At 66.3% G+C, this 17,029-nt stretch carries 17 protein-coding genes, 1 tRNA gene and 1 pseudogene; 10 read left to right on the top strand and 9 right to left on the bottom strand.

Annotated features, from left to right (window positions below):
* Window positions 1-94: 94 nt before the first annotated feature.
* The 4 genes from mce to AC07M1_RS08830 are packed head-to-tail and all read right to left on the bottom strand — an operon-like array spanning window position 95 to window position 3,206.
* Window positions 95-517: a methylmalonyl-CoA epimerase gene (gene mce / locus AC07M1_RS08845; RefSeq protein WP_495162176.1), complete on the bottom strand. Its 423-nt coding sequence runs from the start codon at window positions 515-517 to the stop codon at window positions 95-97.
* Entirely contained in the window at window positions 517-933 is a 417-nt protein-coding gene (locus tag AC07M1_RS08840) for a hypothetical protein (RefSeq protein ID WP_495162175.1), read from the bottom strand. The genes mce and AC07M1_RS08840 overlap by 1 nt, the downstream gene beginning before the upstream one ends.
* Before the next feature lies 1 nt (window position 934).
* On the bottom strand, window positions 935-1,657 hold the full coding sequence (locus AC07M1_RS08835; RefSeq protein WP_495162174.1) for a hypothetical protein: 723 nt from the start codon (window positions 1,655-1,657) through the stop codon (window positions 935-937).
* Between the two features lie 22 nt (window positions 1,658-1,679).
* Window positions 1,680-3,206: an acyl-CoA carboxylase subunit beta gene (locus tag AC07M1_RS08830; RefSeq protein ID WP_495162173.1), complete on the bottom strand. Its 1,527-nt coding sequence runs from the start codon at window positions 3,204-3,206 to the stop codon at window positions 1,680-1,682.
* A 102-nt stretch (window positions 3,207-3,308) separates the two neighbouring features.
* Between AC07M1_RS08830 and AC07M1_RS08825 the strand changes: the two genes are divergently transcribed.
* Together AC07M1_RS08825 and AC07M1_RS08820 are read left to right on the top strand one after the other, a co-directional pair.
* On the top strand, window positions 3,309-4,703 hold the full coding sequence (locus tag AC07M1_RS08825) for a helix-turn-helix domain-containing protein (RefSeq protein WP_495162172.1): 1,395 nt from the start codon (window positions 3,309-3,311) through the stop codon (window positions 4,701-4,703).
* 66 nt (window positions 4,704-4,769) lie between these two features.
* A complete protein-coding gene (locus tag AC07M1_RS08820; RefSeq protein ID WP_495162171.1) occupies window positions 4,770-5,330 on the top strand; it encodes a cytochrome b in 561 nt (186 codons plus the stop codon).
* A gap of 36 nt (window positions 5,331-5,366) precedes the next feature.
* Here AC07M1_RS08820 and lepA read toward each other — a convergent pair whose 3' ends face one another.
* Window positions 5,367-7,175, bottom strand: coding sequence for a translation elongation factor 4 (gene lepA, locus AC07M1_RS08815; RefSeq protein ID WP_495162170.1), 1,809 nt, complete (start codon window positions 7,173-7,175; stop codon window positions 5,367-5,369).
* 66 nt (window positions 7,176-7,241) lie between these two features.
* On the opposite strand from lepA, the gene AC07M1_RS08810 reads away from it, so the two are divergent.
* The 3 genes from AC07M1_RS08810 to AC07M1_RS08800 all read left to right on the top strand — a co-directional run bounded on the left by AC07M1_RS08810 (window position 7,242) and on the right by AC07M1_RS08800 (window position 9,912).
* Entirely contained in the window at window positions 7,242-7,709 is a 468-nt protein-coding gene (locus AC07M1_RS08810; RefSeq protein ID WP_495162169.1) for a phosphoglycerate mutase family protein, read from the top strand.
* A 166-nt stretch (window positions 7,710-7,875) separates the two neighbouring features.
* A complete protein-coding gene (locus AC07M1_RS08805) occupies window positions 7,876-8,844 on the top strand; it encodes a CsgG/HfaB family protein (RefSeq protein WP_495162168.1) in 969 nt (322 codons plus the stop codon).
* A 114-nt stretch (window positions 8,845-8,958) separates the two neighbouring features.
* Window positions 8,959-9,912, top strand: a complete 954-nt coding sequence (locus AC07M1_RS08800; protein ID WP_495162167.1) for a YncE family protein — start codon at window positions 8,959-8,961, stop codon at window positions 9,910-9,912.
* A 1-nt stretch (window position 9,913) separates the two neighbouring features.
* On the opposite strand, the gene AC07M1_RS08795 is transcribed toward AC07M1_RS08800, so the two are convergent.
* Window positions 9,914-10,429: an AAA family ATPase gene (locus tag AC07M1_RS08795; RefSeq protein ID WP_495162166.1), complete on the bottom strand. Its 516-nt coding sequence runs from the start codon at window positions 10,427-10,429 to the stop codon at window positions 9,914-9,916.
* Window positions 10,426-10,998, bottom strand: a complete 573-nt coding sequence (gene pnuC, locus AC07M1_RS08790) for a nicotinamide riboside transporter PnuC (protein WP_495162165.1) — start codon at window positions 10,996-10,998, stop codon at window positions 10,426-10,428. Before pnuC ends, AC07M1_RS08795 begins: the two co-directional genes overlap by 4 nt.
* A gap of 202 nt (window positions 10,999-11,200) precedes the next feature.
* Here pnuC and AC07M1_RS08785 point away from each other — a divergent pair, with 202 nt between their 5' ends.
* The 5 genes and pseudogenes from AC07M1_RS08785 (at window position 11,201) to AC07M1_RS08765 (ending at window position 15,262) form a co-directional block, all read left to right on the top strand.
* Window positions 11,201-12,499, top strand: a complete 1,299-nt coding sequence (locus AC07M1_RS08785) for an FAD-dependent oxidoreductase (RefSeq protein WP_495162164.1) — start codon at window positions 11,201-11,203, stop codon at window positions 12,497-12,499.
* 112 nt (window positions 12,500-12,611) lie between these two features.
* Window positions 12,612-12,688: transfer RNA gene (locus AC07M1_RS08780), tRNA-Pro, on the top strand.
* A gap of 166 nt (window positions 12,689-12,854) precedes the next feature.
* Window positions 12,855-13,214, top strand: a pseudogene (locus AC07M1_RS08775) (YciI family protein); the annotation flags it as partial.
* A 113-nt stretch (window positions 13,215-13,327) separates the two neighbouring features.
* Window positions 13,328-14,599, top strand: a complete 1,272-nt coding sequence (locus AC07M1_RS08770; protein ID WP_495162163.1) for an RNA polymerase sigma factor — start codon at window positions 13,328-13,330, stop codon at window positions 14,597-14,599.
* A gap of 93 nt (window positions 14,600-14,692) precedes the next feature.
* Window positions 14,693-15,262, top strand: coding sequence for an alpha/beta hydrolase (locus AC07M1_RS08765; protein ID WP_495162162.1), 570 nt, complete (start codon window positions 14,693-14,695; stop codon window positions 15,260-15,262).
* Here the strand turns inward: AC07M1_RS08765 and AC07M1_RS08760 are convergent.
* Together AC07M1_RS08760 and AC07M1_RS08755 are read right to left on the bottom strand one after the other, a co-directional pair.
* Entirely contained in the window at window positions 15,259-16,614 is a 1,356-nt protein-coding gene (locus tag AC07M1_RS08760; RefSeq protein ID WP_495162161.1) for an FAD/NAD(P)-binding protein, read from the bottom strand. The two genes, AC07M1_RS08765 and AC07M1_RS08760, sit on opposite strands and share 4 nt — an antisense overlap.
* Window positions 16,615-16,726: 112 nt before the next feature.
* Window positions 16,727-16,993: a DUF6356 family protein gene (locus AC07M1_RS08755; RefSeq protein ID WP_495162160.1), complete on the bottom strand. Its 267-nt coding sequence runs from the start codon at window positions 16,991-16,993 to the stop codon at window positions 16,727-16,729.
* Window positions 16,994-17,029: the final 36 nt, after the last annotated feature.

Here is a 17,029-nt window from a genome sequence, read left to right as displayed (position 1 = left end):
GGTCCACTTCGCCACACCCGATGTCCTCACTCCAAGCGCCATCGCTGGCCACCCGATGGATCCCGAAACAAGTCCGGGATGACGATGGTGAGGATCAGTGCAGATCGTCACGCGGCGACTCCATGATCTCGGTCAGCACACCGCCCATGTCCTTGGGGTGGACGAAGAAGATCGGCGTCCCATGCGCGCCGATGCGCGGCTCGCCCAACACCTTCGCGCCCTTCGCCTCGAACCACGCCTTTGCTTCTTGGATATCAGGCACTTCATAGCAGACATGGTGCTGCCCACCCGCCGGATTCTTGGCGAGGAAGCCGTGGATCGGTGAGGCATCGCCCAGCGGTTCGATCAGCTCGATCTGGGTATTGGGGGTATCGACGAAGCACACCTTCACCCCCTGCGCGGGCAGGTCGAACGGCGTGTGGATCGTCTGCGCACCCATCACATCGCGATAGAAGGCGATCGAGTCCTCGATCGAAGGCGTGGCGACTCCGATATGATTGAGACGGCCGAGTTTCATCATTTCTGCTCCCAGCCCAGAATCGAAAGGCCCTTGCGCTGCCACTGGCCGTAATCGCCATAGCTGGTCACCCGGATGCTGCGGCGCGTGCGCGGATGGGCGAAGTTCGCCACGCAATAGCCATCACCCGAACAGGCCTCGATCTCGGGAAGCTCGCGGCAGATGTTGGACTGGCCCGGCTTACGCGTGCCGTCGCCGCCATAGACATTTTGAATGCAGTCCGGGTCGGCCTTGGTCTGCCATCCGGCGGCCAGGAGCGTGCGCCGGAACGCCGCATAGTCCATGCCGACGCGCACCGCGCCCTTCTTGAGGCCCGCCGGAACTGGCGAGGTGAACGAACGCTCGCTCGGCTGGGCCGCTGCCGGGAGCGTCACGGTAAGGGCTACGAACGCCGCCAGGATTGAAAGCCTCGTCATCTCAGCACGTCTTCATCCGGCTCTTGCCTTCCAGCTGGTACGTCCCGTCGGCACCGCGGACATAGCGTTCCGAGAAGCTGTCCGATCCCGCATAGGTCACCGTGAAGCTGCGGCCGCGTTCCGCCGCGGTGATCGTTCCGCGCAACGTCGGTCCGTTGTTGTGGGTGGCGTTGGAGTAGTAGACAGGGAAGCGAGCGATCTCGACCGGGCCCTTCGGCCCAAGCTCGGTCAGCACCGCGGTGTCGCAGCTATAGCCCTGCCAGGTCCCACCGGCCTGGGTGTAGAGCACCGGCGCGCCCGTGATCGCGTCGCTGACGCCCCAGCGCGCGGCGGGATTGCCCCAGGTGCCACTCACCCCGACATCGAGCCATTCGCCGGCCTTCACATAGCCGTAGCTGTCCTTGTCGCGCCGCAGATAGTGCACCGAATTGAGGCCCGCACAGGCATGCGCCTCGCAATCGCTGGCACCCGTGCTGACCAGCGCGGTGACATCGCTCGGCAACTTGATCAGCGTCAGCGGGACGAAGGTGATCTTCTGTCCCTTCACCTCGCGTTCGGCCTCGTTTCTCGGCGACTCCCCGAACACCGCCCAGAACGCCTCGGGGGTTCCGGCGGGCACGGTATCGCGGTCGACATCGGCCACGGGGAATAGCGGTTTAGCTTCCTCCGCCACTGCCGGAATCGTCAAAGCCCAACCCAGCAACATGCCAGCGAAGACCCGCATTCGCTTCACTCCCATTCCGCCGTCACAGCGGAATATTGTCATGCTTCTTCCACGGATTCTCGAGACTCTTGTTCCTCAGCTTCCGCAGGCCCAGCGCGATGCGGCGGCGGGTCGAGTGCGGCATGATCACCTCGTCCACGAAGCCCTTGCTCGCCGCGACGAACGGGTTGGCGAAGCGCGTCTCATATTCCGCGGTCCGCTCGGCGATCTCCTCGGGCGTCTTGCCGCGGAAGATGATCTCGACCGCGCCCTTGGCGCCCATCACCGCGATCTCGGCGGTCGGCCAGGCATAGTTCAAGTCGCCGCGCAGATGCTTGGACGCCATCACGTCATACGCCCCGCCATAAGCCTTGCGCGTGATCACCGTGATCTTGGGCACCGTCGCCTCGGCATAGGCGAACAGCAGCTTGGCGCCGTGCTTGATGATGCCGGAATGCTCCTGCCCGACGCCCGGCAGGAAGCCCGGCACGTCGACAAAGGTCACGATCGGAATCTCGAACGCGTCGCAGAAGCGCACGAACCGCGCCGCCTTCTTGGACGAGTTGATATCAAGCACACCGGCCAGCACCATCGGCTGGTTGGCGACGATGCCCACGGTGCGCCCCTCGATCCGGCCAAAGCCGATGATGATGTTGGCGGCGTGGGTCGGCTGAACCTCGAAGAAATCGCCCTCGTCGACCGTCTTCCGGATCAGCTCGTGCATGTCGTACGGCTGGTTGGCCGAGGGCGGGATCAGCGTATCGAGGCTGTCCTCGATCCGGTCCCACGGGTCGTCGCACGGCCGCTCGGGCACCGGCTCGCGGTTGCTGGCGGGAAGGAAATCCACGAAGTCGCGGGCCGCGAGCAGCGCCTCGATATCATTCTCGAAGGCCACGTCAGCGACCCCCGACTTCGTGGTATGCGTCACCGCACCGCCCAAATCCTCCTGCGTGACGATCTCGTTGGTAACGGTCTTCACTACATCGGGGCCGGTGACGAACATGTAGGACGAGTCCTTCACCATGAAGATGAAGTCGGTCATCGCGGGAGAATAGACCGCGCCGCCGGCGCACGGCCCCATGATCAGGGAAAGCTGCGGCACCACGCCGCTCGCCAGCACGTTGCGCTGGAACACCTCGGCATAGCCGGCAAGGCTGGCGACGCCCTCCTGGATGCGCGCGCCGCCGCTGTCGTTGAGGCCGATCACGGGCGCGCCGACCTTCATCGCCATGTCCATGATCTTGCAGATCTTCTGCGCGTGCCGCTCGGACAGTGATCCGCCGAACACGGTGAAGTCCTGGCTGAACACGAAGACGAGGCGGCCGTTGATCGTGCCGCTGCCGGTGACGACGCCGTCACCCGGCACGACCTGGTCCGGCATGCCGAAATCGACGCAGTTATGCTCGACATACATGTCGAGCTCCTCGAACGATCCCTCGTCGAGCAGCACCTCGACCCGCTCGCGCGCGGTCAGCTTGCCCTTGGCGTGCTGCGCGTCGATCCGCTTCCGCCCGCCGCCCAGCCGCGCCGCGGCGCGGCGCCGCTCAAGTTCCTCGATCGTCGAAGACATGCATGCAACTCCTTGGCTCGCGTCCCTGCACAGGACACGCCGCCCCATGCAAATGCAATGTTGCGAAGTTGCATCGTTCATATCTGCGGATATTGTGCACCCATGGATCAGCCCCGCCGCCGCCTCTTTGCCGGAACCCGTGTCCGCGACCTGCGCAAGCAGCTTGGCCTGCCCCAGGCGGCGATGGCCGCGCGGCTCGGCGTGTCGGTCAGCTACCTGTCGCAGATCGAGAATGAGGAGCGCCCGCTGACCCCGCCGGTGCTGATCGCGCTGACCCGCGAATTTCCGCAGGCCTGGGGCGATATCGGCGCGGACCATGGCGTCGGTGACCTTGTCCGCGCGATCGAAGCGGGCATGGATTCGAGCATCCCGGCGGCAATGATCGATGAGGCCGCGGTCCAGCGCGGGGTCGAGAAGCACCCCGCCCTCACCCATCGCATGGTCGCGCTGCACGAGGCGTGGCGCCGCAGTCAGGCGCAGCTGCGCGTACTCGACGACAGAGTGGAGAGCGGTGGTGGCGCCGCCGGCTCGCTCCCCTGGGAAGAAGTACGCGACTGGTATCAGGCCGAGGGCAATTACATCGACGTTCTGGATCGGGCCGCCGAGGCGCTGGTCGAGGAACTCGACGATCCGCGCGGGATCGAGGCGCGGCTGCGCGGATGGCATGGCGTAAAGATCGAGGAAGCGCGCGACGACGATACCCGCCTGTCGCGCTTCGCCGCCGACAGCCGCCGCCTGGTCATCAGCGGGGTGCTCCCACCCGAAAGCCGCGCCTTTCTGCTCGCCCACCGACTCGCCGTGCTTGAGTTCGGGAACGAGATGCGGGCGGTGAGCGAGAATAGCGGCCTCGCTTCCCCCGCCGCGCGCGATCTGTTGTCGCTGGGCCTCGCCAACTATGCCGCGGGCGCGCTGCTGATGCCGTATAACCGCTTTCGCGACGCCGCACGCGCGGTCCGCCACGATATCGACCGGCTGCGCCAGCGCTTCGGCACCAGCTTCGAGCAGACCTGCCACCGCCTGTCGACGCTCCAGCGGCCGGGCGCACAGGGCATTCCCTTCTTCTTCTGCCGCGTCGATATGGCTGGCAACATCACCAAGCGCCACTCGGCGACGCGGCTGGAATTCGCGCGCTTCGGCGGCGCCTGCCCGCTGTGGGTGGTGCATGAGGCGGTGGCAATTCCCGATCGCGTGCTGGTGCAGCTGGCGGAGATGCCCGACGGCGCGCGCTACGTCTCGATGGCCAAGGGGCTGGTCAAGCCGTCCGCCAGCTATGCCCGCCCGCCGCGCCGCTATGCCGTCGCGCTGGGCTGCGAGGAGATCCACGCGCCCGACTTCGTCTATGCCGACGGTCTACGCACCGGCGGCATCGCCACGCCGATCGGCACCAGCTGCCGCATTTGCCCCCGCCCCGATTGCGACCAGCGCGCCTTCCCCCCGGCGGCGAGCGAGATCCGCATCGACCCCGATGTCCGCGCGCCGGTGCCATACGCGTTCTAACGGCGCACTCGACGTCACGCCCTCGCCTCGGCACAATGGTGCGCTGAACCGCAAGGGAGTGCACGAATGACGGGTACGGACTCGGCGTTGGTACGGTATTCGCGCGGCGCGATCCTGCTTCACTGGCTGATCGCCGCGCTGCTGATCTTCAATCTCGTCTATGGCCTGGCGCATGACAGTCTGCCGCGAGAGTGGCGGATCATGCCGATCCATAAGGCGATCGGGATCACCGTCCTCGCCCTGACCCTCGCCCGGATCGGCTGGCGGCTCACTCATCCCGCGCCGCGCCTGCCCGCGCACATGGTGGGCTGGGAGCGGACCGCCGCCCATGTCTCCCACTTCCTGCTCTATGCCTTCATGCTGGCGATCCCGCTGTCCGGCTGGGCGATGGCCTCAGGACCCGAACCCCGGCCACTGACCTGGTTCGGGCTGTTCGACATCCCCTATCTGCCGGTGTCGGAGGCAATGTCGGATTTCGGGCACGAGGCGCACGAAATCCTCGGCTACGCCGCGATCGCGCTGCTGCTCGTCCATATCGGAGCGGCATTCCGCCACCATTATCTGATTCGCGACGAGGTGATGGCGCGGATGACGCCGGGGGTGCGAGCACCCGCCCCACGCGGCTGACGGTCGAAGGATCCGGCGAGCGCCGCTCGCCGGACCTTATTCCTCGCCCATCCGCAGCGCGGCGATAAAGGCTTCCTGCGGGATGCTGACCGAGCCGTACTCGCGCATCTTCGCCTTGCCCTTCTTCTGCTTTTCCAGAAGCTTGCGCTTGCGAGTGGCGTCGCCGCCATAGCATTTCGCGGTCACATCCTTGCGCATCGCGCTGATCGTCTCGCGCGCGATCACCTTGCCGCCGATCGCCGCCTGGATCGGAATCTTGAACAAATGGCGCGGGATCAATTCCTTGAGCCGCTCGACCATGCCGCGTCCGCGCACTTCGGCGGTGGCACGGTGGACGATCATGCTCAACGCATCGACCGGCTCCTCGTTGACGAGGATGCCCATCTTGACGAGGTCGCCCTCGCGATAGCCGATCTGCTCGTAATCGAAGCTGGCATAGCCCTTCGAAAGCGACTTCAGCCGGTCATAGAAGTCGAACACCACTTCGTTGAGCGGCAGCTCATAGGTCACCTGCGCGCGACCGCCGACATAGGTCAGGTTCTTCTGGATGCCGCGCCGGTCCTGACATAGCTTCAGGATCGAACCGAGATATTCGTCGGGCACGTAGATCACGGCCTGGATCCACGGTTCCGCGATGCTCTCGATCTTGTTCGGCTCGGGCATGTCGGCCGGGTTGTGCAGTTCGATATGCCCGCCACCGTGCGTCAGTTCGATCTGGTACACCACCGACGGCGCGGTGGTGATCAGGTCGAGATCATATTCGCGCATCAGCCGCTCCTGGATGATCTCCAGATGCAACAGGCCCAGGAAGCCGCAGCGGAAGCCGAAGCCCAAAGCCGCCGACGTCTCCATCTCGAACGAGAAGCTGGCGTCGTTGAGCCGCAGCTTCGAAATGCTCTCACGCAGCTTTTCGAAGTCGTTGGCGTCGACCGGGAACAGGCCGCAGAAGACCACCGGCTGGACTTCCTTGAAGCCCGGCAGCGGCTCGGTCGCGGGCTTCTTGGCGTCGGTCAGCGTGTCGCCGACGCGCGCCTGCGCCACTTCCTTGATCTGCGCGGTGATGAAGCCGATCTCGCCCGGCCCCAAGTCGGGCAGATTCTCGATCTTCGGCCGGAAACAGCCGACGCGGTCGATCAGATGCGTCGTGCCCGACTGCATGAACTTGACCTGCTGGCCCTTTTTGAGGGTTCCGTCGATCACGCGGACGAGGATGACGACGCCCAGATACGGGTCGTACCAGCTGTCGACCAGCATCGCCTTGAGCGGTGCATTGGCGTCACCCTTGGGCGCGGGAATGCGTTCGCAAACGGCGTTGAGGATTTCCTCGATCCCGATGCCCGACTTGGCCGATGCCAGCACCGCGTTCGACGCGTCGATGCCGATCACTTCCTCGATCTCGTTCCGGACCTTCTCCGGCTCGGCGCTGGGCAGGTCGATCTTGTTGATGACGGGCACGATCTCGTGATCATGCTCGATCGACTGATAGACGTTGGCCAGCGTCTGCGCCTCAACGCCCTGCGCGGCGTCCACCACCAGCAACGCGCCCTCACACGCGGCAAGGCTCCGGCTCACCTCATAGGCGAAGTCGACATGCCCCGGCGTGTCCATCAGGTTAAGGACATAGTCCTTGCCGTCCGCCGCCTTCCAGTCGAGGCGCACGGTCTGGGCCTTGATGGTGATGCCGCGCTCCTTCTCGATATCCATATTGTCGAGCACCTGGCTCGACATCTCGCGATCGGTGAGGCCACCGGTGCGCTGGATGAGGCGATCGGCCAGCGTCGACTTGCCATGGTCGATGTGCGCGATGATCGAAAAGTTGCGGATACGGGAAAGGTCGGTTGCCATGATTCCGCGCGCCTAGCAGGGGCGGCGGGACTTGCGAAGAGGCTTGCTAACCGTCAGCGTGCGACAATGCGCACCCTGCTCCTTATTTTCGCCTGTCTTGTCGCCGCTCCCGCGCTGGCCAAGGACCCGCCGATCTATGTCACGCGGCACTATGACACGCCCGCCGGCGAGCGGGATCCGGACTTGCTCGCACCGGGCAAGGCGCGCGCCGAAGCCCTGGCGAGATGGTTCAAGGGCAAGAAGCTCAAGGCGATCCATGTCAGCGACTTCAAGCGGACCCGCCAGACAGCGGGGCCACTCGCCGCCGAACGCGGCATCACGCCCGAGACCTACGATCCGCGCGACACGCCGGCGATCGTCGCGAACGCAAAGGCCGCCGGCGTTCCCCTCCTCATCGTCGGTCACAGCAACACCGTCCCCGACATCGTCCAGCAGCTGGGCGGCGATCGCCCCGCGGATCTGAAGCATGAGGATTTCGGCGACATCTGGATAATCAGCGACGGCAAGGCCGAGCGCAGCCGGGTCGATCCCTGAAACAACTTTTTGCATGACGTGCCCCCCGTGGCTTTGATAATGGCTTGCCCACAGGGGGAGGCATCAGCCTCCAAACAGTTTTTTTATTCCTTGTGCCTGCGGATTCGCTCCGACGGCACGTCTGCAATGCCGCGGGTGCGCATGCCCCGCCAGGGAGGACCAGTTCATGCAAATCGTTCGGAGTCTCGTTGCCACCACCGCGCTCGCGCTTTGTCTTGCCCAGCCGGCACAGGCGCAGCGGCTCGCCAAGCAGAGCGGCGGCCAGAAGCTACAGGAACAGACGATGCAGGATGTGCCGCGCTGCACGCGCAAGCTCGGCACCATCTCCGTCGTCGATGGCGATGACCCCCGCCCCTGGACGCAGTATTCGCTGGCCCCGCCGCAGAAGCTGATGAAGGTTCTGATCCAGCGTTCGGGCTGCTTCAACCTGGTCGATCGCGGCTCGGGCCTTCAGGCGGCCGAGCGTGAACGCGCCATCGGCGGCAATCTCGGTCACCAGCGCGGCGCGAATGTCGGCCAGGGCCAGATCAAGGCCGCCGACTATGTCATGGTCGCCGAAATTCAGGGCGCCAACAGCAATGTCAGCGGCAGCGGCGCCGGCGGCCTGATCGGCGGCCTGATCGGCGGCCGTCTGGGCGGGCTTGCCGCCGGTATCAGCAGCAAGAAGATGGAAGCCAATACCGTCCTCTCGGTCACCAACGTCCGCACGACCGAGACGATCGCGACGACGGAGGGCTATGCCGCCAAGAACAGCCTTGCCTTTGGCGGCGGCGCGGGCGCCGGCTTCCTTGGCGGCGGCGTGGGCGCGGTCGGCGGCGGTTATGACAACACCGATATCGGCCGCATCGTCACCCTGTCGTTCATTCAGGCCTATACCAAGCTGGTGACCGAGCTCGGCTTGGTTCGCCCCGGCGACACCGGCACCGCGCAGGCGACCCCGGCCAAGACCTTCACCGCCCAGCGCCCGGTCGCGATGCGCGCATCGGCGGCGGCAGGCGGGAAGATCATTCGCAACCTTCCGGCGGGCGCGATCGTCTATCCCACCGGCAACAAGAACGGCCTGTGGTGGGAAGTCGCCGACGAGAATGACAATGTCGGCTGGGTGCTCAACACCGGCCTCGCCCCGTCGCAATAAGCGGCGCCGGCCAAGTCTAGCGAAGGGCCCGTTCCACCCCGGTGGAGCGGGCCTTTTCGCTTGCGGGCCTCGCCCGAAATGACCAGTCTCCCGCCGCCAGAACCGGAGAGACCCATGCGCCGCCTGATCCTCGCTGCCGCCCTGTTTGCCACTGCCGCCGTCCCCGCCGCTGCGCGCGACTTGCTGCTGGTCGGCAACAAGGGCGAGGACAGCTTCGGCATCTACGATCTCGCCGACGGCAAGCAGCTGGCGAAACTCCCGACCGGCAGCCACCCGCACGAGATCGCGGTGATAGGCGACGGCACCCAGGCCGCGGTGGTCAACTATGGCGGCAGCACCATCGACATCATCGACCTCGACCCGCTGGGCAAGATCGCGACGATCGAGCTTTCGCCCAACAAGCGCCCGCACGGCCTGCTCTGGATGCCCAAGAGCGAACGCCTCATCGCGACGACCGAGGGCAGCAGCTCGGTCGCTATTGTCGAGCCCGACGGCAAGATCACCTCGATCGCTACCGGCCAGCGGGGCTCGCACATGGTCGCATTGCTCGGTGAGGAGCGCGCCTATGTCGCCAATATCGGGTCCGGCACCTTCAGCGTCCTCGACCTCAAGACCAATACCAAGCTGCGCGACGTCACCACCGGCGGCAAGCCCGAAGGGATCGCCGTCGCGGGCGGCAAGGTATTCGTCGGCGACCTGTCCGCCCCGCGCCTCGGCGTGTTCGATGCCTCGACCTATGAAAAGCTCGCCGAACTCACGATCGACGGCAACGCGATCCGCGTGATCGCCAGCCCGGACGGCAAGACCGTCGCGACCAGCCATGTCGACACGGGCAGCATCACCCTGATCGACGCCGCGACCCACAGCGTGCTGCGCAGCTTCCCCGTCTCCGGCAATTCCGCTGCCACGCAGGTCACGCTGATCTGGTCGGGCGACGGCAAGCGACTCTACGCCGCCGAAACCATGCGCAACCAGATCGCGGAGATCGACGCCGAAACCGGCAAGGTGCTACGTCGAATCGACGTCGGCAAGAACGGCGACGGCCTCGCGGTGACCCGCGTCCCCTAGGTTAGGACGCCGCTTCCACCGCGCGCAGCACGCTTTCCCAACGCGCCTCGCCATCGCCGCTGACTAATGCCCAGCGAACACCGCGCCGCTCCAGTTCGGCCTTCGAAAGGTCGAAGAAGCGCATGCGCTGCGCCGGTTCGCCGAACATCCGCGTCCCGTCGGCGACCCACGGCATGTCGATGTCGAACAGCAGGTACAGGTCCGCTGTCCCCTCCCATTTGTCGAACCATGGGTCGCGCACTCCGAACAGCATGTCCGCCCAGACCGCGGTCATCAGCGGATCGGTGTCCAGGATCAACGGCGTCAGCCCCGCCGCCAGCATCGTCCGCACGCCGGCGTCATGGGTACGGGCGATCTCCACCAGATCACGCATCGTGAAGTCCGTTCCGCGCGTCTCGGCATATTCGCGGCCATATTCCTCGACCACCTCGCCGCCCAGATGCGCGGCGAGCCGCGGCGCGAGCGTGGACTTTCCGGTGCTTTCGGGACCGTGGAGACAGATGGTGCGTAGCGTCATGCCGTCGCCCTACGCGCGGCGTTCGCACGATACCAGTCGATCAGTCCCCAGATCGAGAGACCGAGCAGGATCACATAGACCCCTGAGGTCAGCCACAGCCCGCGCACCGCGAACAATGGGATCGCGACGATATCCACGAGAATCCAGAGTACCCAATTCTCCAGGTAGCGACGGGAGAGCAGGATCTGCGCCGCAACACTCGTCATCGCCACACCCGCATCCCACCAGGGCAACGCCGCATCGGTCAACCGGTGCATCAGCCAGCCCCAGCCGCCGGTGAGCGCCGCGCATCCAGCAAGCCACCCGATCCGCGCCGGCCAGCCAAGCGTCAGGACGACAACCTCACCGGAATCCGCCTTCGACCTTGACCAGTTCATCCAGCCATAGAGATTGAGTGCGACATAGAAGAGCTGGAGCAGCATGTCGCTGTAGAGCTTGTTCTGAAAGAACAGCACGCCGTAGAGCGACACCGCCGCAAGCGCGAAGGGATAGTTCCAGATGCTGCGCCGCGCGACGAGCGCGATGTTGATGAGCAGCAACAGCGAAGCGGCGACCTCTAACGGGTTCATGACCTTGACATGCAACAGTAAATCGCGCGCGTCGAGAGCCGCTTGCCCTTGTTGCAATCCCCGCTAGGCTCGGCTCGTGGGTGCGGCACCAGCCCGCTCCGCCACCCGGCGCCAGCATTCCATGGGCGACTGGGTGGGAGAGCGGACTGGTGCCGTCTCTGCGCAGCTTTGAGCTGCGCCACAAAACATAAGAGGGTCGGCTATGCGGTATATCGCGGTGATCGGTTCGGGGCCGGCGGGCTATTACACCGCCGAAGCGGCGCAGAAGCAGTTCGGTGACGATGTGCGCGTCGACATCATCGATCGCCTCCCCGTCCCCTTCGGCCTGATCCGCACCGGCGTCGCGCCCGATCATCAGTCGATCAAGGGCGTCTCACGCCGCTATGAAGCAACCGCGCTCACCGACAATGTCCGCTTCGTCGGCAATGTCACAATCGGCGATCAGGTGACGGTCCCCGAATTGCTCGAACTCTATGACGCCGTCGTCCTCGCGACCGGCGCGCCGCGCGACCGACCGCTGGAGATTCCCGGTGCCGACCTGCTTGGCGTCACCGGCTCGGCGGCGTTTGTCGGCTGGTATAATGGCCACCCCGATTTCGCCGGGCTGAACCCCGACCTGTCGGGGCCGGGTGCGGTGGTGATCGGCAACGGCAATGTCGCGCTCGACGTCGCGCGCGTTCTTGCCAAGACCCAGGCCGAGTTCGCCGGATCGGATATCGTCAGCCATGCGCTCGCCGCGCTGGAAGGGTCGACGATCGACACCATCACCCTGCTCGGTCGTCGCGGCCCGCACCAGATCAACATGACCCCCAAGGAGCTGGGCGAACTCGGTGAGCTTGAGCGCGCCGCACCGGTGATCGACCTCGCCGACTTCCCACCCGACATCGACGACGCGATGCTCGAACCCGGCCATCGCAAGTCGGTCACCCATCTACGCAACTTCGCCGCCGCCCATGTCGAGAAGCCGGTCCACATCATCTTCGACTTCTTCGCCAAGCCCGTGGCGATCGAGGGCGACGGAAAGGTCGAACGCGTGATCGTCGAACGCACCGAGCTCGACTCGCGCGGTGCGGCGGTGGGCACGGGCGAGACCTATGCGGTTCCCGCCAGCCTGGTCGTCGCCTGCATCGGCTATCGCACACCGCCGATCGAGGGCGTGCCGTATGACGATCGCGCCGGGCGCTTCGCCAATGACGAGGGGCGCGTCCTCCCCGGCCTCTATGCGGTCGGCTGGGCACGCCGCGGTCCGACCGGCACGATCGGGACCAACCGGCCCGACGGATTCGCCATCGTCGAAAAGATCGCCGCGGACACACAACCCAACAGTCGCAAGGCCGGCCGTCCCGGCCTCGACGCGCTGCTCGCGTCGCGCAACGCCGATGTCGTCACCTTCCGCGACTGGCAGAAGATCGAGGCAGCGGAGACCGCCGCCGCCCGCGATGGCGCCCCGCGTGAGAAGTTCACCAGCATCGAAGCGATGCTCGCCGCGCGCGGCGCCTGAAAAAGCTTTTGCCCACCCGCTTGCGCAGCACGAAAGTGCTGGTTATAGGCGCCGCTCCAAGCGAAAGCCGGTCCGCCCAACCCGGGGCATTTTCAAGGACTCGGCACTCCGTCGGGGAGTAGCTCAGCCTGGTAGAGCACTGCCTTCGGGAGGCAGGGGCCGGAGGTTCGAATCCTCTCTCCCCGACCACAGTTCGATACCGCTAAACCACTGAAATCCGGATAGTCTCGGTATCCGGACGGATTTTCTCGCCCTTCGTCGAAAAAAATTCGTCGCGCGTGTCGATTCCGCGCAAGCTCACTCGTCGTCAGGATAGAAGGCCGATCCAGGCCCTCGCCAACAAAGGAGAATTCCGATGCGTGTGATGGTATTCGTCAAGGCGACCGAGGACAGCGAAGCCGGCATGAAGCCCTCGCCCGAGCTCAACCAGCTGTTCATCGACATGGGCAAGTTCAACGAGGAACTGGTCAAGGCCGGCGTGCTGGTCGCGGGCGATGGCCTCAAGCCTTCCTCCAAGGGAAAGCGCGTCGCTTTCGACGGCCCTAGCCGCACCGTGATCGACGGGCCGTTCGCCGAAACCCGCGAACTGGTCTCCGGTTACTGGCTGTGGGAGGTCAAGGACATGGACGAGGCGGTTGAGTGGGTGAAGCGTTGCCCGAACCCGATGTTCGGCCCGAGCGAGATCGAGATCCGCCCGCTGTTCGAAATGGCGGACTTCGCCGATATCATCCCGCCCGAAGCCGCCGCGATCAATGACGGCATCGGCGAGAAGCTCGCGAACAACTGATCCGCTTGCCCTTCCCCGCCATGCTCCCCTAACCCTTGAGCATGGCGACGGACAGGGAAACCCAGCGGGCGATCGAAGCGGTCTTCCGGATCGAGCGGGCGCGGCTCATCGCGAGCCTCGCCCGCATGACCCGCGACGTCGACCGGGCCGAGGAGCTGGCGCAGGACGCGCTGCTCGTCGCGCTCGCCGAATGGCCCAAGACCGGCGTTCCCCAAAATCCCGGCGCATGGCTCACCGCCGCGGCGAAGCGTCGCGCGATCGATGGCCTGCGTCGCGCGAAGATGCAGGAACGCAAGCATGCCGAAATCGCCCGCGACCTCGACGAAGCCGACAGCAGCGATGTCGAGGCGCTGGAGGCCGCCATGGACGACGATATCGGCGACGAGCTGCTCGGGCTGATCTTCACCGCCTGCCATCCGGTCATCTCGGCCGAGGCGCGCGCCGCGCTTACCTTGCGCCTGATCGGCGGCCTCACCACCGACGAGATTGCTCGCGCCTTCCTTTCGCCCGAGCCGACCATCGCGCAGCGAATCGTCCGCGCCAAGAAAAGCATCGGCAACGCCGCGCTGGCGTTCGAGGTGCCGCGCGGCGGAGAGCGGGGTGCCCGCCTCGCTTCGGTGTTGGAGGTCGTCTACCTCATCTTCAACGAAGGCTATGCGGCCACCGCCGGCGAAGACCTGATCCGCCCCGCTTTGTGTGCCGAGGCGCAGCGGCTCGGCCGTGTCCTTGCGGGCCTCATGCCCGGCGAACCCGAAGTCCACGGCCTGCTTGCGCTGATGGAGATCCAGGCCTCCCGCCTGCGCGCCCGCACCGGCCCGGACGGCGCTTTCGTACCGATCACGCACCAGAACCGCGCGCATTGGGACCAGTTGCTCATCCGCCGCGGCCTCAGTGCGCTCGCCCAGGCCGAGTCGCTGGGCGGCGCCGACGGCCCCTATGCGCTTCAGGCCGCGCTCGCCGCCTGCCACGCCCGCGCGCGCCGTTCGGAGGATACCGACTGGCCACGCATCGCCGGACTCTATGACCGGCTGCGCGAAGTGATGCCCTCCCCCGTGGTCGATCTCAATCGCGCGGTCGCGCATAGCATGGCGTTCGGGCCAGAGGCCGGCCTCACGCTGGTCGACCAGCTCGCCGAGGCGGCAGCGCTCCGCAACTACGCCCCGCTGCCCGCCGCTCGCGGCGATTTCCTGTTCCGCGCCGGGCGCCTGCCCGAAGCCAAGGTCGCGTTCGAAGCCGCCGCCGCGCTCACCCGCAACGAACGCGAGCGCGCCTTCCTGCTCGATCGCGCAGCGACCTGCGCTTCACACGACTGAAGCATAGCTTTCGTACCCCCAAGCGAAGGTCGTGCGTTCGCACCTTGCGCGAACGTCCCAAGTTTTGGCATTTTACGCGCAAGGGAGATTGCCATGACGCTCGCGCTTGCACCTGCCCCGCATCGTTTCTCCGTGATCACGATCAGCGAATCGCAAACCCCGGCCTGGAGCGAACGCTTCGGCTGGCCGGCCTATGGCGACACGCATCTGGCGCTGAATCCCGACGCCAACCGCTCGATCCTTGCGTCGCAGATCGACACTGCCGTGCTCCGCGCCGACCGCGCGGTGCTGCTGGTGGCCGAGGGGTTGGGCTGTTTCGCCGCATCCTGGTGGGCGCGGCTCTCGCCCTCGCATTATGTCGAGCGGGTCGCAGGCGCGCTGCTGTTCGATCCCGAAGCCGCGAGCAGGCCCGACCTCTTCGCGTCGCCGCGCACCGCGCTGCCATTCCCGTCGATGGTGGTGGCGGACCGCCTGCCAGGCAGCGACCCCGCCGATTTCACGCCGTTCGCGCAAAGCTGGGGCAGCCGCCTGATCGCCGGCAATCGCCACCGCGCGGCCGAAGTCTCGGCGTGGCGCAGCGCTCAGCGGTTGGTCGGCCGCCTCACCGCATCGGTGGTCGCCCGCGATATCGAGCGCGGCCTCGCGCTTCGCGGCGAAGGTTAGAGGCCTTCGCCGCCCACCCAGTGCGCATTGGATAGCCGCCGGGCGACGTCCCAGGTCTGGCGCCTGATATCGGGCACCGCGACGATCTCCCAGAAGGCGCCACGCGTCATCGGCCCAAGCGCATAGAGCAGCTCGCTCGGGCGCCCGTCCGCGCCGATCACCTGCCCCACGCCGTTGACGTCGATTCCCAGATGCGCCGCATCGGGCCGGATCGCCCCGCGCTCGCGCAGCGCGACCAGCAGCGGATCGGTCGTCCGGTTGAGGTCGCCGAGCGGCCCGGTGCAGTTGACGATCCGCCGCACCGCCATCGTCTCGTTCGCATCGGCTCCGCGCGGCCGCCAGGTCATCGTCACGCCGCCATTGGCGGGCGAGAATGCGATCGTCTTGCCCGCCAGCACGTGAAGCTGCCCGCGCTCCTGCATCGCCGCCAGCCGGTCCGCCACTTCGGGCGCCAGGCGGTGGCGGTGCACGTCCCACCAGGGCCGCAAATGCCGCAGGAAACGCGCGCGCTCCGCCTCGCTGGCGTTGGCCCACATCGGCTGGGTGAAGGGCCGCAGCTCGTCGACCGCGTTGCGCCAGCCCACGGCCTCGGCACGCTCGCGCACCCGTCGCACAAGCCCCGACGCCACCGTGGCGGGCCGGTCGCCGATCTTCGCCCAGTCGCTGCCGGCCTCGTGTCGCCGCGGCAGCAGCCCGCGCCGCGACAGCGCGACGATCCTTCCCTGAAACCCGCGCGCTTCCAGCATCAGAGCGACGTCGATCATGGTGAGGCCGGTGCCGATCACCAGCACCGTGTCGTCGGCGGTCAGCCCATCGGCGACACTACCGGCCCAGGGATCGCCCTTGTAGAGATCGTCGGGCAGCGCACCGTCGGACAGTCCGGGCGGATCGTGCGGTGGCAGATTGCCCACCGCCAGCACCGCCGCATCGGCGTCGATCGCCTCGCCATCGGCCAGCTTGAGCGCGACCCCGCGCCCGGTCTCCACCGCGTCGACGACCTCGCCATAGCGCACGGTCAACCGCCCGTTGCTGGTCGCCAGCGCCGCATCGAGCATCTCACGCAGATAGATGCCGTAGGTCACCCGCGACGCGAACGACTTGGCCGCGTCCGGCACGCCGCGCGCCTCCAGCCAGCGCGCGAAATGCCCGGGATCGTCGGGCAATGCGCTCATATTGCCGGCGCGCACGTTGAGCACATGGCTTGGATGCGCGGCGCCATAGGCCAGGCCCTCGCCCGCGCGGCTCCCGCGCTCGATCAGTGTCGCGCGCGGACCTTCATGGCGGAGCAGATTGATCGCCTGAAGCGTGCCCGAAAAGCCCGCGCCGACGATGGCGACATGTTCGACCGGCATTGGTGCCCCTTTGCTGCGGCGCCGGCCCGCTCTCCCACCCGGCCACCCAACGACAGTGATTCTATGGGTGGCCGGGTGGGAGAGCGGGCCGGCGCCGTCTCAATTCAAAAGCTTAGATTTCGTATTCCATCTGCCAGGTCGGCTCGGTGAAGGCCGGCGGCTTTTCGGCGAAGGCCGGCTGGCGAGCCTTCATCCGGCCGTAGAGGCCCTTCACCGTGTCGCTCGCCGTGCGCACGAACAGCGCCGGGATTACCCCATGGACGATGCAGGCAAGCCCGCCCACCACCATCCGCGCGCCAAACCCGGTCGCGGTCGCGAAATGCTCGCCATAGCTCTCGCCCACATCGCGCGGGTGCTTCAGGAAAACTTTGTCGAACATGTACGCTCCTTGGTTTCGACCGATACCATAGCCGCT

It is taken from the genome of Sphingomonas sp. GW821-FHT10C01, from assembly GCF_059415525.1.
This window is presented reverse-complemented; position numbering and strand designations above follow the sequence as displayed.

What these genes read in the sequence shown, in the direction of transcription:
- mce (WP_495162176.1), bottom strand. Translation starts at nt 517, where the DNA reads ATGAAACTCGGCCGTCTCAATCATATCGGAGTCGCCACGCCTTCGATC.
- AC07M1_RS08840 (WP_495162175.1), bottom strand. Translation starts at nt 933, where the DNA reads ATGACGAGGCTTTCAATCCTGGCGGCGTTCGTAGCCCTTACCGTGACG.
- AC07M1_RS08835 (WP_495162174.1), bottom strand. Translation starts at nt 1,657, where the DNA reads ATGCGGGTCTTCGCTGGCATGTTGCTGGGTTGGGCTTTGACGATTCCG.
- AC07M1_RS08830 (WP_495162173.1), bottom strand. Translation starts at nt 3,206, where the DNA reads ATGTCTTCGACGATCGAGGAACTTGAGCGGCGCCGCGCCGCGGCGCGG.
- AC07M1_RS08825 (WP_495162172.1), top strand. Translation starts at nt 3,309, where the DNA reads ATGGATCAGCCCCGCCGCCGCCTCTTTGCCGGAACCCGTGTCCGCGAC.
- AC07M1_RS08820 (WP_495162171.1), top strand. Translation starts at nt 4,770, where the DNA reads ATGACGGGTACGGACTCGGCGTTGGTACGGTATTCGCGCGGCGCGATC.
- lepA (WP_495162170.1), bottom strand. Translation starts at nt 7,175, where the DNA reads ATGGCAACCGACCTTTCCCGTATCCGCAACTTTTCGATCATCGCGCAC.
- AC07M1_RS08810 (WP_495162169.1), top strand. Translation starts at nt 7,242, where the DNA reads ATGCGCACCCTGCTCCTTATTTTCGCCTGTCTTGTCGCCGCTCCCGCG.
- AC07M1_RS08805 (WP_495162168.1), top strand. Translation starts at nt 7,876, where the DNA reads ATGCAAATCGTTCGGAGTCTCGTTGCCACCACCGCGCTCGCGCTTTGT.
- AC07M1_RS08800 (WP_495162167.1), top strand. Translation starts at nt 8,959, where the DNA reads ATGCGCCGCCTGATCCTCGCTGCCGCCCTGTTTGCCACTGCCGCCGTC.
- AC07M1_RS08795 (WP_495162166.1), bottom strand. Translation starts at nt 10,429, where the DNA reads ATGACGCTACGCACCATCTGTCTCCACGGTCCCGAAAGCACCGGAAAG.
- pnuC (WP_495162165.1), bottom strand. Translation starts at nt 10,998, where the DNA reads ATGAACCCGTTAGAGGTCGCCGCTTCGCTGTTGCTGCTCATCAACATC.
- AC07M1_RS08785 (WP_495162164.1), top strand. Translation starts at nt 11,201, where the DNA reads ATGCGGTATATCGCGGTGATCGGTTCGGGGCCGGCGGGCTATTACACC.
- AC07M1_RS08770 (WP_495162163.1), top strand. Translation starts at nt 13,328, where the DNA reads ATGGCGACGGACAGGGAAACCCAGCGGGCGATCGAAGCGGTCTTCCGG.
- AC07M1_RS08765 (WP_495162162.1), top strand. Translation starts at nt 14,693, where the DNA reads ATGACGCTCGCGCTTGCACCTGCCCCGCATCGTTTCTCCGTGATCACG.
- AC07M1_RS08760 (WP_495162161.1), bottom strand. Translation starts at nt 16,614, where the DNA reads ATGCCGGTCGAACATGTCGCCATCGTCGGCGCGGGCTTTTCGGGCACG.
- AC07M1_RS08755 (WP_495162160.1), bottom strand. Translation starts at nt 16,993, where the DNA reads ATGTTCGACAAAGTTTTCCTGAAGCACCCGCGCGATGTGGGCGAGAGC.